The 14,844-nt window shown below is 39.3% G+C and carries 12 protein-coding genes; 11 read left to right on the forward strand and 1 reads right to left on the reverse strand.

The window, feature by feature from the left end; all coding sequences use genetic code 11:
* Positions 1-194 precede the first annotated feature (194 nt).
* Positions 195-2,018, forward strand: a complete 1,824-nt coding sequence (locus tag IGI41_RS01975) for an APC family permease (RefSeq protein WP_430610997.1) — start codon at positions 195-197, stop codon at positions 2,016-2,018.
* Between the two features lie 79 nt (positions 2,019-2,097).
* Here IGI41_RS01975 and IGI41_RS01980 read toward each other — a convergent pair whose 3' ends face one another.
* Positions 2,098-2,988: an ArsR/SmtB family transcription factor gene (locus tag IGI41_RS01980; RefSeq protein ID WP_430610998.1), complete on the reverse strand. Its 891-nt coding sequence runs from the start codon at positions 2,986-2,988 to the stop codon at positions 2,098-2,100.
* Positions 2,989-3,376: 388 nt separating this feature from the next.
* Between IGI41_RS01980 and IGI41_RS01985 the strand changes: the two genes are divergently transcribed.
* From IGI41_RS01985 to IGI41_RS02030, 10 genes are all read left to right on the forward strand, one after another.
* Entirely contained in the window at positions 3,377-4,723 is a 1,347-nt protein-coding gene (locus IGI41_RS01985; RefSeq protein WP_430611000.1) for an ABC transporter substrate-binding protein, read from the forward strand.
* Between the two features lie 57 nt (positions 4,724-4,780).
* The gene (locus IGI41_RS01990) at positions 4,781-5,695 is read left to right on the forward strand and encodes a carbohydrate ABC transporter permease (RefSeq protein ID WP_430611002.1); all 915 of its coding nucleotides are present in this window, start codon (positions 4,781-4,783) and stop codon (positions 5,693-5,695) included.
* Positions 5,696-5,706: 11 nt separating this feature from the next.
* Positions 5,707-6,540 (forward strand): carbohydrate ABC transporter permease, encoded by an 834-nt coding sequence (locus tag IGI41_RS01995; protein WP_430611003.1) that lies wholly within the window; start codon positions 5,707-5,709, stop codon positions 6,538-6,540.
* 4 nt (positions 6,541-6,544) lie between these two features.
* Entirely contained in the window at positions 6,545-7,153 is a 609-nt protein-coding gene (locus IGI41_RS02000; protein WP_430611005.1) for a DUF624 domain-containing protein, read from the forward strand.
* Positions 7,150-8,580 (forward strand): glycoside hydrolase family 43 protein, encoded by a 1,431-nt coding sequence (locus IGI41_RS02005; protein WP_430611006.1) that lies wholly within the window; start codon positions 7,150-7,152, stop codon positions 8,578-8,580. The genes IGI41_RS02000 and IGI41_RS02005 overlap by 4 nt, the downstream gene beginning before the upstream one ends.
* A gap of 3 nt (positions 8,581-8,583) precedes the next feature.
* Entirely contained in the window at positions 8,584-9,564 is a 981-nt protein-coding gene (locus tag IGI41_RS02010) for a glycoside hydrolase family 43 protein (RefSeq protein WP_430611007.1), read from the forward strand.
* Positions 9,565-11,010 carry an alpha-N-arabinofuranosidase gene (locus tag IGI41_RS02015; protein WP_430611008.1) on the forward strand — a complete coding sequence of 482 codons (1,446 nt, stop codon included), beginning with the start codon at positions 9,565-9,567 and terminating at the stop codon, positions 11,008-11,010. It abuts the gene before it with no gap.
* A 1-nt stretch (position 11,011) separates the two neighbouring features.
* On the forward strand, positions 11,012-11,260 hold the full coding sequence (locus IGI41_RS02020) for a DUF6171 family protein (RefSeq protein WP_430611009.1): 249 nt from the start codon (positions 11,012-11,014) through the stop codon (positions 11,258-11,260).
* Positions 11,261-11,403: 143 nt separating this feature from the next.
* The gene (locus IGI41_RS02025) at positions 11,404-12,600 is read left to right on the forward strand and encodes an arabinan endo-1,5-alpha-L-arabinosidase (protein WP_430611010.1); all 1,197 of its coding nucleotides are present in this window, start codon (positions 11,404-11,406) and stop codon (positions 12,598-12,600) included.
* A 71-nt stretch (positions 12,601-12,671) separates the two neighbouring features.
* Entirely contained in the window at positions 12,672-14,624 is a 1,953-nt protein-coding gene (locus IGI41_RS02030; protein WP_430611012.1) for a glycoside hydrolase family 127 protein, read from the forward strand.
* Positions 14,625-14,844: the final 220 nt, after the last annotated feature.

Consider the following 14,844-nt stretch of genomic DNA (forward strand, 5'->3'; position numbering starts at 1 on the left):
CTATCTGCTTTTTCTACAACCAAATAGCCAATTCTAAAAAATAGAAAAGCATTTTACGGTGTATTTTTCATTTGATTTTCATTGACTTTTTCTTTATTCAGGCGTAGCATACAATCTTGATAATTCAATATTTGTTACAGTTTTTATGGCATTTTAAACTATTATTTTTCATGAAAAAAGGAGTGTAAAAAGAAGTGGACTATTTAAAACGTTTGTTGGTCGGACGTCCTTTGAAATCTGCTGAAAATGATGATCAGAAATTGACGAGAACGGCTGCCCTAGCGTTGTTATCTTCCGACGCGTTATCTTCCATCGCATATGGTACTGAGCAAATCGTGGTGGTGTTAGTAGCTTTATCGGCAGCTGCAATTTGGTACTCATTACCGATTGCTGCATTTGTGATTATTTTATTGATTTCATTGACATTGTCGTATCGCCAAATCATTCATGCCTATCCGCATGGGGGTGGCGCTTATGTCGTAAGTAGTGAAAACTTGGGCAAAAATGCCGGCCTCATTGCTGGCGGCTCATTACTGATCGATTATATGTTGACAGTCGCAGTATCGGTATCCGCTGGTGCGGAAGCTATTACTTCTGCTGTACCTGCGCTTTATGGTCATCAGGTGGGAATCTCGATCATGATCGTACTGTTGATCATGATGATGAATCTTCGGGGATTAAGAGAGTCGGCGTCTTTTTTAATGATTCCAGTCTATACTTTTATCGCAGTGATCACGATATTGATTGTTGTAGGTCTCTTCAATATTATCACTGGGGCACAACCATTGAATGCTACCGCATTGCCTGGCGCTGTGGTACCTGGCGTTTCAGTAGCATTGATTTTGCGGGCCTTTTCTTCCGGATCTTCTTCCTTAACAGGGGTTGAAGCCATCAGTAATGCCGTACCGTTTTTCAAGAAACCACGGGCCAAAAATGCTGCAGCAACATTAACGATCATGGCGGCAATCTTAGGTTTCTTCTTTGTAGGTATCACATTTATCAACTATTGGTATGGGATCGTTCCGCAAACTGAAGTGACTGTACTATCGCAAATTGGCGCGGCTGTCTTCGGACATGGCATTATGTATTACGTCTTGCAATTTGCTACCGCATTGATTTTGGCAGTAGCAGCCAACACCGGGTTTTCTGCCTTTCCAGTACTTGCCTTTAACTTGGCTAAAGACAAATATATGCCTCATATGTATCAAGACCGCGGGGATCGCTTAGGCTACTCAAATGGGATCATGACCTTGGCAGCAGGTTCTATCGTCTTGCTGTTCATTTTCCAAGGATCAACAGAACGCTTGATTCCACTTTATTCGATCGGTGTTTTCATTCCTTTTGCATTGTCACAAACCGGCATGGTCGTGAAGTGGAAAAAAGAAGGCAAAGGCTGGTTCTTCAAATCATTGGCGAACATCATTGGTGCGTTGATTTCGTATGCGATCATCGGGATATTGTTCGTCTATCGATTGAGTGATATTTGGCCATTCTTTATCATTATGCCGATTTTGCTGTTTATCTTTTATAAGATCCACGACCACTACAAAAACGTCGCAGAACAATTGCGTTTGGAAAAACAAGGCAAATTACATGCCTATGAAGGCAATACAGTTATTGTATTAGTGGGGAATGTGACCCGTGTGAATGTTGGTGCGTTGAATTATGCCCAATCGATTGGCGATTACGTTGTCGCCATGCACGTTTCTTTAGACGAAGATGTCAAGAAAGAAAAAGAGATCCAGCAAGAATTCAAACAGAATTTTCCAGACGTGCGTTTTTCAATCGTCCATTCATCGTATCGTTCGATTGAAAATCCAATCATTCGCTACGTAGACTTAGTCAGCCGAAATGCGGCCAAGCACAATTACACAACAACGGTCATCATTCCGCAGTTTGTGCCAAAACACCGCTGGCAAAATATTTTACACAACCAAACTAGTCTGCGATTACGTTTCCGATTGTCATGGCGTGAAAACATTATTGTGAGCACCTATAGTTATCATTTGAAGAAATAATACACAATACGAAATAAAATCAAAAAACCATGAGTTTCTCAGCAATTATGCGCTGATGACTCATGTTTTTTTTGATTGATCAACTATAGAACATTTTTATTTTGATGTCTTGGTCGTAATTTCCGAATCCCTTACCAAAAAGGGTACATCCACCAATATGCTCGGCTGTTTCTTTGACTTCTAATTTCAGATGCCATGTATCTTCGTAAGCTGGAATATCTTTGATGGTAATGCTAGAAAGGGGTTCACCTTCCATATAGGTGCCGTGATCCATGACCCGAATGGTTTTGAGCAGTCCATATTGATTCAAATTATCTGGATACCAATCAGGTGTATACTTACCGCGAATATCGGCAAAATCTCCCGGACTCGTCCAGGTACCTAATTCTACACCATTCAAAGTAAATGTAATGTCTGAGGGCCAATTATTATTAGAAAAAGGAAACTCGGAAGAAATTTCCATGGATATCTCCATCATTTCTAATTTCTCTTCATTGGCCAAAAAGTTAGGTGATTGATATTCAACGAAACCTTTTGTAAACCACAAAATCCTTGCATCCATCCTATTGGGATCCATGAAATATTTTGGTTCATCGACCGGTCCTACAAAACCTGATAAAGTAGCCAAGCCGCACGTGGGTTCTACAGCATAATTGGTATAATGTCCGATAGGAATAGACGTCTCTCTAGTATCAAATGCATTGAATATTTTTTCAGGGAAGTTGATATCAATATGATCAACGCGCAAGCTTGATATCTTTCGCTGCCCAACTCGTTCTGTCTTAATAATCTTTGCTTCTTCTAGTTTTTTGATGTGCATGGTAATAATCGCACTACTCAAACCCAACTCCTGCGCAATCTCTTTCACATTCATTTTATTCTTTGCTAATAATTGAATAATTTTTATGCGGACATTGCTTGCAAGGGCTTCATACACCGGTAATGCCTCTTGATTGATTTCTAATTGCATCAAAACACCTCCTACAGTCCTCTATATTTATCTGAATGTTAACATATTTGCTAATATGTGTAAATACCATTGTTTTATTTGTGGTATGTTAATGTTTATATTAATTAATGTGAATATTATTTTAAATAAATTAATCAAAATATTGTTGACAGCGATTACATTTAAAGTTATTATTTACTTGTAAGTTGAAAGTGTTTGCAAACACCATTTGTTTCATTTTGTTTATATCAATGGATATAGAATGACGTATTTGAACTTTCATTACTTTTCTTTTTTGGAATTATTTTTTGATTTTATCTATATAAGGAAAATGATAAAAGTTGATAGAGGGAAAGATTATATTCATTGAAGCTACAGATCATCAATAAAACTTGAGAGGATGGAAAAGATGGATATCAAAAAAGTATTTTTTTCGGGAGCAGTTTTAGGGTTAAGTAGTTTATTGTTAGGTGCTTGTGGCAACAGTGGGGATAGCAGTAGTTCAAATACTGATAGTGGAAGTAAAGAAATCACCTTTATGTTTCGTGGTGGTGAGGATGAAAAGAAAGCGTATGAAACAGCTATCAAACAATTTGAAGAAGACAATGATGTAAGCGTTAAAATTATTGCGACAGATGCCGATCAGTATGCGACTAAATTGCAAGCGGCTATATCTGGCGGGAATATGCCAGATGTCTTTTATATCGAGCAAGGAAATTTAATGGCTTATGTAGATAATGGTGTTCTTTTGGATATTACCGATCAAATTGAAGGTTCAGACTTTGATCTTTCGAATATCTGGGAATATGGCGTAAATAGTTATCGTTATGATGGAGAAAAGGTAGGAGCCGGTGCTTTGTACGGTCTGCCGAAAGATGTAGGACCATTTGCTCTGGGATATAACAAAGACATGTTTGAAGAAGCTGGAATCGAACTGCCTGATATTGATACACCTTATACATGGGATGAGTTTGTTGATGTTTCTAAACAATTAACCAAAGATTCTGATGGTGACGGAAAAGTAGATCAATGGGCAACTGGGTTTAATGTGAACTGGAGTTTACAAGCCTTCGCATGGAGCAATGGAGCTGATTGGATCAACGAGGATAAAGATACGGTCACAGTCGACACGCCAGAATTTGCGGAAGCATTACAATGGTTTGCTGATTTGCAAAATGTTCATGAATTAACACCTTCTATCTCAGATGCCCAAACATTAGACACGTACCAACGCTGGATGAATGGTGAAATTGCCTTCTTCCCAGTAGGTCCTTGGGACATGAGTACGTATGCTGGTTTAGATTTCGAATATGATTTGATTCCATGGCCAGCAGGTTCAACTGGTGAATCAGCAACTTATGTAGGTTCTTTAGGAATTGGTGTAGCAAGTAAAACTGAATATCCGGATGAAGCGGTGAAGCTTGTGGAGTATTTAAGTGCTTCGGAAGAAGGTCAACAACAACTAGTTGATGCACAGATTCAAATTCCGAACTTGATTGATATGGCTGAAGAATGGGCATCTGATACAGAAAGTGTTCCAAATAATAAACAAGAATTTTTAGATATTGTTCAAGATTATGGACGGGCAATGCCTGCTGCAACAACCTATAACTCTGAATGGTACGATGAATTCTTTATCAATATTCAACCTGTTTTAGATGGGGATCAAACAGCTGCAGATTATGTGAAAGAAGTACAACCAAAAATGCAAGACAAATTGGATGCAGCGATTCAACAGCAAGAAACAGCAAAATAGAATCAGGTGGGGTCACATTAGCTGTGACCCCAAAGATTTTTATGGAGGGGACTCTTAATGAATCAAGTCGGAATAAAAAATAGAAAGAAAAAAAATAGTCTTTATGCAAAGGAACACAAAGTTGCATTCTTATTTGTTTTATTTCCTGTAGTTGGCTTTATTTTGTTTTCGCTCGTTCCTTTAGTGTATTCAGCTTACGCTGCATTTACAGATTGGAATGGACTAGGACAAATGAATTTTATCGGTTTTGAAAACTTTCGAAAACTCTTTCAAGATGAATACTTTTATAAAACTATGTTTAATACAGTCTTTTTAATGTTGGGTATCCCAATTGGCTTAATGTTGTCTTTCATGCTTGCATCCGCTTTAAGCAGAGGTATTAAAGGAACAACTGTTTTTAGAACGATTTATTACATTCCAGTTATTTCCTCTTTGGCTGCCATCTCAATTTTATGGCAGTGGGCATATAATGGTGATTTTGGCTTGGTGAATCAGGTGTTAGATATTTTTGGTATTGATGGACCCAACTGGCTGCAAAATCCATCCACTGTGAAACCAGCGATCATTATTATGACCGTTTGGAAAGGTCTGGGTTATTCGATGCTTCTTTATTTAGCTGCCATTCAAAGTGTACCTAAAACATTCTATGAAGCAGCTGAATTAGATGGTGCATCTTCATTCCAAAAATTCAAAAACATTACTTGGCCAATGGTTCGACCAGTTACCTTCTTTTTAGTAGTAACGAATATCATTGGTGGATCACAAATATTCACAGAAATAAATATTATGACACCTACCGGGGGCCCGCAATACAGCAGTGCAACGGTCGTTTGGTATATTTGGCAAAAAGCCTTTAAAAATTGGCAAATGGGTTATGCAAGTAGTATGGCACTTATCTTAGCGATATTGGTATTTGCTATTACAGCATTTCAATTCTACATGAACAATCGTTCAAGTTATAAACTGGATTAGGAGGGAACAAGATGAAAAAAAGTAAAGTAAGCAATATTCTCATTATTTTGATTCTATCCCTTGGAGCAATTGTAATGGTCGGTCCGCTTCTTTGGATGATATCAACATCATTGAAGGATAAGTCGGGGGTATTCCAATTGCCGCCACAATGGATTCCAGATCCAATCCAGTTTGACGCATACAAGAGATTGTCAGAATTAGATACGTTGTTTTCAGGTATCAAAAATACAATTATTGTTTCTCTATCAGTCACAGTGGTGGGAACATTGACTTCCAGTCTAGCTGCATTTTCATTTGCAAAATTGAGAATGCCTCATAAAGACTTGTTGTTTCTAGTCCTTTTAGCTGCTTTAATGATTCCTTACCCAGCAGTGATGATTCCGCAATTTATGTTGTTTTCAAAAGTTGGATGGGTCGATACACTTTTACCCCTAATCATTCCTGGGATGTTTGGAAATATCACGATGATTTTCTTTTTAAGACAATACTTGTCAAATATTCCGGATTCGATCGTGGAAGCAGCAAAAATAGATGGTGCTGGATATTTACAAACATTTTTCCGCTTGATTTTTCCATTGATTCGACCAGCGGTTGCGGCGCAATTTATCTTATGGTTTATGGGTGCGTGGAATGATTATTTAGCACCGTTGATTTACTTGAACAGTCCAGAAAAACAAACATTGCAAGTTGTTATTGCCAATCTGAATGCTGCATATGCTATTCAAACAGATTATCCATTGATTATGGCAGCATCGGTTGTATCATTGCTTCCAGTGTTGATCGTCTTTATTATTTTCCAAAAGCAAATTATCGAATCTGTGGCACTTTCTGGTATGAAAGGGTGAGAACATGTTTATCAAAGCAATGAATTGGCTCAATGCATGTGTGCTATTGATCGAACTCAATCTTTTGTGGCTGATTGGTAATATAGTAGGCTTTTTTGTAGTAGGATTTTTACCTAGTACATTAGCAGTTATGAAAATCTTGAATAAAAAAGATCTATTCATTGGTTACTATTCATACAGTGATATTTTTAAACAGTTTTGGCTCAATTATCTATCGACGATTCGAGTGTTTAAATGGAGGATTTTAGTATGCCCGATAATCCTAGCGATACTCTACGTAGAATTACTGATGATTCAACAAAGTGACCTTATGCGTGCGCTATTTCAATGGCCAATCCTGTTGCTCATGAGTTATGTGATTCTAGTGATGTTGAATCTGATATTGGCAGTGGGAGCGAGTAAAGAAGGATGGCGCAAAAAGGCTCTCTTTGCTTTAGCGAGTCCATTACTATTACCTAAAGAGTCAATTGTTAGTCTTTTGATGATTCTATCATTCTCTATTTTAAGCCTAGCCTATCATTGGGTGTTCTTTGTGGCAATATCGTTTTTTCTGTATAGTGCCAGCAAATGTATATTAGCTGGATATGATAAGAAAGGTTTACTGAAGGTATGAGAAAAAAGCTGATTTTTATGTGTGTACCATTTTTGTTTGCTGTATCAGGATGTGCGCAGTCCGCTGATGTGGAACAAGTACTTTCAGCGCCAGAATACTCTGATGTAAGTGTCCATGATCCTTCAATAATCAAAAGCGAAGATACTTTTTATATTATTGGCTCTCATATGCAGTTTGCCAAGACAAAAGATTTAATGAATTGGCAACAACTATCAAATTCGGTCTCGGAGGATAAGTTATTCACAAATATTCGAGAGGAATTAGCCGATGATTTTAGTTATGCTAAAACCGATACGTTATGGGCGAGTGATATTCAACAATTTAAAAATGGCAAATACTATCTATACTATTGTTTATGTCAAGGTACATCGCCATTATCGGTCATCGGTGTTGCTGTTTCAGATACAGTTGATGGTCCATATAAAAAAATAGAATCTTTCTTATATTCAGGATCGTCTCCGCAATTTGGAGAAGCATATAATGCCACGATTCATCCGAACGCGATCGATCCACATGTTTTTTACGATGAAGAAGGAGTTCTATGGATGGTTTATGGTTCTTATTCTGGAGGGATCTTCATTTTAGAGATGGATGATCAAACTGGATTGCCGAAAGATCGTAATTCATACGGAACACATCTTTTAGGCGGCAATCACAGTCGAATCGAGGCACCTTATATTCAGTACAATCAAGAAACTGGATTTTATTATCTTTTTACATCCTATGGTGGGCTTGATGCGGACGGTGGATATAATATTCGTGTAGCTAGATCCAAACAACCGAATGGTCCCTATGAAGATAGTGAAGGAACGCTTATGGATCAAGTGAAAGGAAAGTATGGGTCTTTATTTGATGATGGAAGCATCCAAAATTCGGGCGTAAAGCTCATTGGTAATTTCCTTTACACAAGCAATGAAGAGTATGAGGGACAGGGTTATGTGTCACCAGGGCATAACTCCACTTATTATGATGCGTCAACGAATCAATACTATTTGATTTTCCATACAAGGTTCCCTAATGGCGGAGACTATCATTCTGTCCGCGTTCATCAAATGTTTTTTACGCAAGACGGGTGGCCAATCGTAGCACCAATGCGATACAGTGGCGAAGTGATTGCAAACTATACAGCTGGACAAGTAACGGGCTCATACACCCTCATTTCGTTTGATAAGTTTATTTCTGATGAGATGAAGGAACCACAAGACATCAATGTAGAAAAATCTGGCGAAATAACAGGGGACGTGAAGGGAAGCTGGGAATTATCGTCAGAAAACAGCAATAAAGATTCAGTCATTATGATTGATGGTATAACGTATAAAGGAAAATTTATTTCCTGTTGGGATGAGAATCAAAAAAAACAAGTGATGACATTTACAGGAACATCCGATGCAGGCGTTCCATTATTTATTGTGAAGAATGAGGGATGAGACATGAAATCAAATGCAGAAACAATACAGAATCCAATTGTATATGAACGTGCGGATCCATGGGTCTATCTGCATACAGATGGATACTATTATTTTACAGGATCTGTTCCTGGATACCAATCAATTGAGATTCGCAAGGCAAAAAGTCTTAACGGATTGGCGTTAGGTGACAGAAAAAACATTTGGTATGCTCACAAAACAGGCCCAATGAGCCAGTTGATTTGGGCGCCTGAGATCCATTTTATTCAAGGAAAATGGTACATCTACTTTGCAGCAAGTGATGACGAGCTGATTAGAGACGAAGAGCATCATCATCGGATGTTTGTTATTGAAAATTCAAATGAAAATCCCTTTGAAGGAGAATGGGTCGAGAAAGGTCAAATTTTAACCCAATTTGAAAGTTTCAGCTTAGATGGTACAGTTTTTGAACATCGAAAATCATTATATTATGTATGGGCGCAACAAGATCCTCGTATTCCTGGTAATTCAAATCTATATCTGTCCAAAATGGAAAATCCATGGACATTACAAGGAAAGCAAGTGCTTCTTTCGATTCCAGAGTACGAATGGGAAAAAAAAGGCTTTAAAGTGAATGAGGGTCCTGCAGTAATTATTCGTAATGGAAAAGTATTTATTACTTATTCAGGGAGTGCAACTGATGAAAATTATGCCATGGGTCTGCTTTGGGCAGATGAATCGAGTGATCTGTTGAATGGATTTTCATGGCATAAAAGTGAAAAACCAGTATTTCAAACATCTGTGAGACATGCACAATTTGGACCCGGTCATAATTCATTTACCAAAGGATCAACAGGAGAAGATATTTTGGTTTACCATTCACGACCAGAAAAAAACCAAGTGGGTGATCCGCTAGCAAATCCCAATCGACATGCCATTGCCCAAACCTTTACATGGGATGAACAAGGCTTTCCAATTTTTGGTGAACCTGTAGCAAATACTAAAGTAGAAACGAAGGTGAACTGATTGACAATCAAAATCTTAAACACAAAATCAGGTACAACTATCAGTAAATATATTTACGGACACTTCGCTGAGCATCTAGGCAGATGTATTTATGAAGGGCTGTATGTTGGAGAAGATTCACCCATACCAAATAAAAATGGCATGCGAATAGATGTCGTTGAAGCCTTAAAAAATATTCAAATCTCTGTGCTGCGTTGGCCGGGTGGCTGTTTTGCTGATGAATACCATTGGAAAGACGGGATTGGACCAAAAGAAACCCGTAAGTCCATGGTGAATACCCATTGGGGCGGCGTGACAGAAAACAATCATTTCGGTACCCATGAATTTTTCGAATTGGTGAAACAGCTTGAGTGTGAAGCATACGTGAATGGCAATGTCGGCAGCGGAACTGTCCAAGAAATGTCGGAATGGGTCGAGTACATCACGATGGATGGGATCTCACCAATGGCCGATCTCAGAAGAGAAAATGGGCACGAATCCTCTTGGCGAATGAAATTCTTTGGTGTCGGCAACGAAAACTGGGGCTGTGGCGGAAATATGCGTCCAGAGTATTATGCTGATTTGTATCGTCGTTATCAAACCTATGTCCGTCAATATGGCGATCAAAAAATATATAAAGTCGCGGGCGGCGCCAATGTAGATGACTACAATTGGACTGAAACATTGATGAAAAATGCCCATTGGCTAATGGATGGACTAAGCTTGCATTATTACGTGCATCCTCAAGGCTGGGAGAAAAAAGGCAGTGCGCTAGACTTCGATGAGGCAGAATGGTTTGTTACTTGTGAGAAAGCTGCGTATATGGATGAGTTGATCACACGTCATAGTGCCATTATGGATCAATATGACCCTGAAAAACGTGTTGGGATCATTGTGGATGAATGGGGTACTTGGTTTAGTGCAGAACCTGGCACCAATCCTGGTTTCTTATATCAGCAAAATACGATTCGTGATGCGATGGTTGCAGCTATTACACTGAATATTTTCCACAAGCATGCGGAACGTGTCCATATGGCCAATATCGCGCAAACCGTGAATGTATTACAGGCAATGATCCTCACAGACGGTGAGCAGATGGTGAAAACACCAAGTTATCATGTGTTTGATTTATATAAAGTCCATCAAGATGCAGAAAAAATCGACAGCCATGGCGATCAAGGCGGACACATCACTTATACGATTTCTAAAAAAGAAGACACGCTCAATTTATCCATCTGTAATTTTGATATTAAAGCAACGGAATCATTGTCCTTCTCACTAGAATCGACTATCAAAGCAGTTAAAGAAGCACGTTATCTCACAGGAGATACGATGCACGCCCATAATGACTTTGATCATCCTGATACTGTGGCAATCCAAGCTTTTCATGATTACCAAGTTTCAGAGAATCAGTTGTCAGTGACAGTACCGCCAATGAGTGTCCTAACCATTTCTTTGTCTATATGAGATGACTTGTAAGGGATGCGACATCAAAGATGAGGCAGCGACAGCAAGTGCGCATATTGATCAGTTGATTGCCGAGCAATTGGAGATGGAAATCGACTTGTCGATGCCTGAAGTAGCGGCTAACAGAATCGCTATCTGTGAAGCTTGTCCATTACGAATCAATCATACTTGCAGTAAGTGTGGCTGCTTCTACAAATTTAGGGCTAATTTGGCCCATAAAAACTGTCCTGTGGGAAAGTGGCTCGAATAAAAATAGGACTGTGGTCAGTAGGATCTAAATGATGAGAATCTATCCATATATTCTCTATTATTGATCCATAGCCATGGTCCTATTTTATTTTTAAGGGCAAATAGTGCTATTCGCTCAGTATTCGTGAAAAAGGAGAAAAAGAGATGAATGATATCAACGGCGTTCATGATCCAACGATCATTGAACATGAAGGAATTTATTATTTATTTTCAACAGATACACAGCAACCCATTACTACAGGTATCCCTATTCGTAGTTCAAAGGATTTGATACATTGGCAATTTGAAAAAACGGCCTTATCTGAAATGCCTGCACAGGCGGTTGATTGGAGCCAAGCACAAGGTTTGTGGGCGCCGGAAGTCATCCAATACCAGCAGACATTTCGTATGTACTATTCTGCATCTACATTTGGCAGTACCACATCCTTTATTGGATTAGCAACAGCGCCGCATCCCTTAGGCCCTTGGATCGACCAAGGAGAGATCGTCAAGACATCGCCATTGTTGGCTGATCATAATGCCATCGATGCGAACATCGTGACTGATCGTGAAGGAGATCAATGGTTAGTGTATGGCTCTTTTTTTGGCGGGATTTATCTCGCACCTATCGATAAGGAAACGGGGAAATTAGCTGCTGCGGGCTATGGTCAGCGTATTGCTTATCGTCCAGCTTCTGTAGATACTGCGATTGAAGGGGCATTTATCCATTATGATATGCAAAGGGATATGTATTATCTGTTTGTATCTTTTGATTCTTTACATGATTCGTATCATATACGTGTCGCTCGGTCAAAGGATATCACTGGCCCTTATTTGGATTGGCGGGGAAATGCTATGACCGATCAAGAGATCGATCCGGCTGAAATAGGCACAAAGCTGCTGGGAAGTTATCAATTTTCTCACTCACCCACGGTTTATGCCCCTGGACATAATTCGATATTTCAAGCTTCAGACCAAGACTGTTATCTCGTACATCATGCCCGCAGGCAACCATTCAGCGATGATTTTTATTTGAATGTCCGCAAATTGTATTGGCTGAATACAGGTTGGCCAGTCGCATCTGCAGTCACGTATCAAAAGGCCTATGAGGAAGAACCAACGGAAGAAGCGTTGTTGGGTGAATGGGAAATAATCCAGTTCGATGCAACATCCGAAGTATCGTTTTCGCAACAGGTAACGATGGACAATCTCAACAAAAGCGGGAAAAGTTACCTCTGGAATGGACAAGTATTTGTGGCCTACTTTGAACAGGTTGATGGCAAGAAAAAACTATGCTTATCAGGTATCAATCAACAAGGATATCCATTTATCGGCATAAAGATCGATTCTTCTCATGAGTAGATAATCTGTCTCAGAACGGACGGTTACTATATTTTTGCGCAGATAATGAAAGGATAAAGAAAGGTGAAATCATGAAAGAATTTGACTTACATGCAGTGACTTTGAATGACACATTTTGGCAAAATTATCAGAAACTTGTGAAAGAAGAAACGATTCCCTATCAGTATCAAGTGCTAAATGATGCACTTGATGTGGATGTACAGGCAGAAAGAGAAGATGCTTCTTTACCTGCAGGCAAGAGCCATGCTTTAGAAAATTTTCGTATTGCAGCCAAACAAAACGATGGGGAACACTTTGGCTGGTTTTTTCAAGATAGTGATGTCTACAAATGGATCGAATCAGCTGCCTATAGTTTGATCAATCAAAAAGATGAGGCATTGATCATCGTTGTAGATGAAGTAGTTGAGCTACTAGCCGCAGCACAAGAAGAGGATGGGTATCTAAACACATTCTTTCAATTGACAAGGCCAGAACTTAAATACCGACAACTGTATTTTAGCCACGAATTATATTGTGCGGGGCATTTGGTAGAAGCGGCTATTGCCTATGATTTGGCGACAGGGAAGAAACAATTGCTTGAAATTGCTGAAAAAAATGTCCAAAATATTATGCAGCATTTTGGACGAGAAGCCGGTCAAATCCAAGGTGCAGATGGACATCAAGAAATAGAGTTGGCGCTTGTGCGCTTGTTTGAACATACTGATAAAGAAATCTATTTGGATTTGGCGGCCTTTTTTTTAGAGGTTAGAGGTGAGGATCCGCATTTTTATGCGCAAGAAATTGCTGAAAATATTACGCAAGGCTTATCCACTGAACAGCCAACTGTCGATTTAATGTATCTACAAGCCTATGATCAGCCGAAACATCAACGAGAAGCCAAAGGCCATGCCGTCCGGATGCTCTATATGGCAAGTGGAATGGCAAAAGTGGCTCAACACACCAAAGATCAAGCATTAACAGAAGCGTGTGTAGCGATTTGGAAAGATATAGCGCATAAAAAAATGTACGTAACAGGCGGTGTCGGTGGAACAGTTCATGGAGAAGCCTTTATCGGTGCCTACGATTTGCCTAATGACACGATGTATTGTGAAACGTGTGCTTCGATAGCGTTAGTCCAGTTTTCATTCGAAATGTTTAAATTGACGCAAGATCATCAATATTTAGACGTGCTCACGCGAGCATTGTACAACAGCGTGCTGTCAGGTGCATCGATCGATGGCAAACAGTTCTTCTATGTCAATCCATTGGAAGTCATGCCGGATAGCTGTCATCATAATCCTGACAAGGGGCATGTGAAGACGCAACGTCCAGATTGGTTAGGATGTGCCTGTTGCCCGCCAAACTTTGCGCGAATGATCAGTTCATTGCAGCGTTTTGTCTATACCCGGGAAGGGGATACGCTATTTATCAATCTTTTTGCTGCGAGTCGGTTAACGTGTGCTGAACAATTTACCATTCAACAATTTGGAAACTTTCCCTTTGATGATCAAGTGACGATCAGTTACAGTGGAATTGCACAAAAAATTGTTCTCTATAAGCCAAAATGGCTAGAATCAGTGCAAATAGAGAGTGAACAGGTATGGCAGGAAACGAGAGAGACAATTATATTTGAAGCAACGACAAAGATTCAAGCCAAAATCACATTTCAACAGCCTGTTCAGATTCTTAGGGCCAATCCACTAGTCAATCAAGATATCAATCAAGTGGCGATTCAACGTGGCCCGTTCATCTATTGTCTAGAAGAAGCAGACAATGGCAAGGGGATTTCTCAATGTCGATTGCCTATTGATCAAGTGAATTTTAGAGTAACAGAAAATCAGAAGTTATGGTCAACGACCTTAGAAATAAGTTTTGATGGATACCAAAGCCAAAGATGGACACAAGAAGCCCTCTATCTGCCCATGAAGGAAGAATATTCATCAAAAAACTGGCGCATGATCCCTTATCACTTATGGGGGAATCGGGGTGAGGGGGAAATGCGTGTATGGATCCCTTTATCTACAAGTTTCAATCAGAAGATATAGTCAGAAGATAGCGAAGAAACAAGCAGCATAATCAGGCAGCTGCTTGTTTCTTTTTTATATAAAAAAACATGGTTTAAAGAAATGAATGCATAAAAGACTTAAATTTGTTGCAGTATATCTTTAATTTGTTCCTATATATTCTTTGGTGGAAGCGTTATCTTGGATGTAAGAGCACTCCCCAGAACATATCAAGTTGGTATTACCTCACTAGTTTTAATAA

Source organism: Enterococcus sp. DIV0876 (assembly GCF_050529585.1).
In the GTDB taxonomy this organism is placed as follows: domain Bacteria; phylum Bacillota; class Bacilli; order Lactobacillales; family Enterococcaceae; genus Enterococcus_D.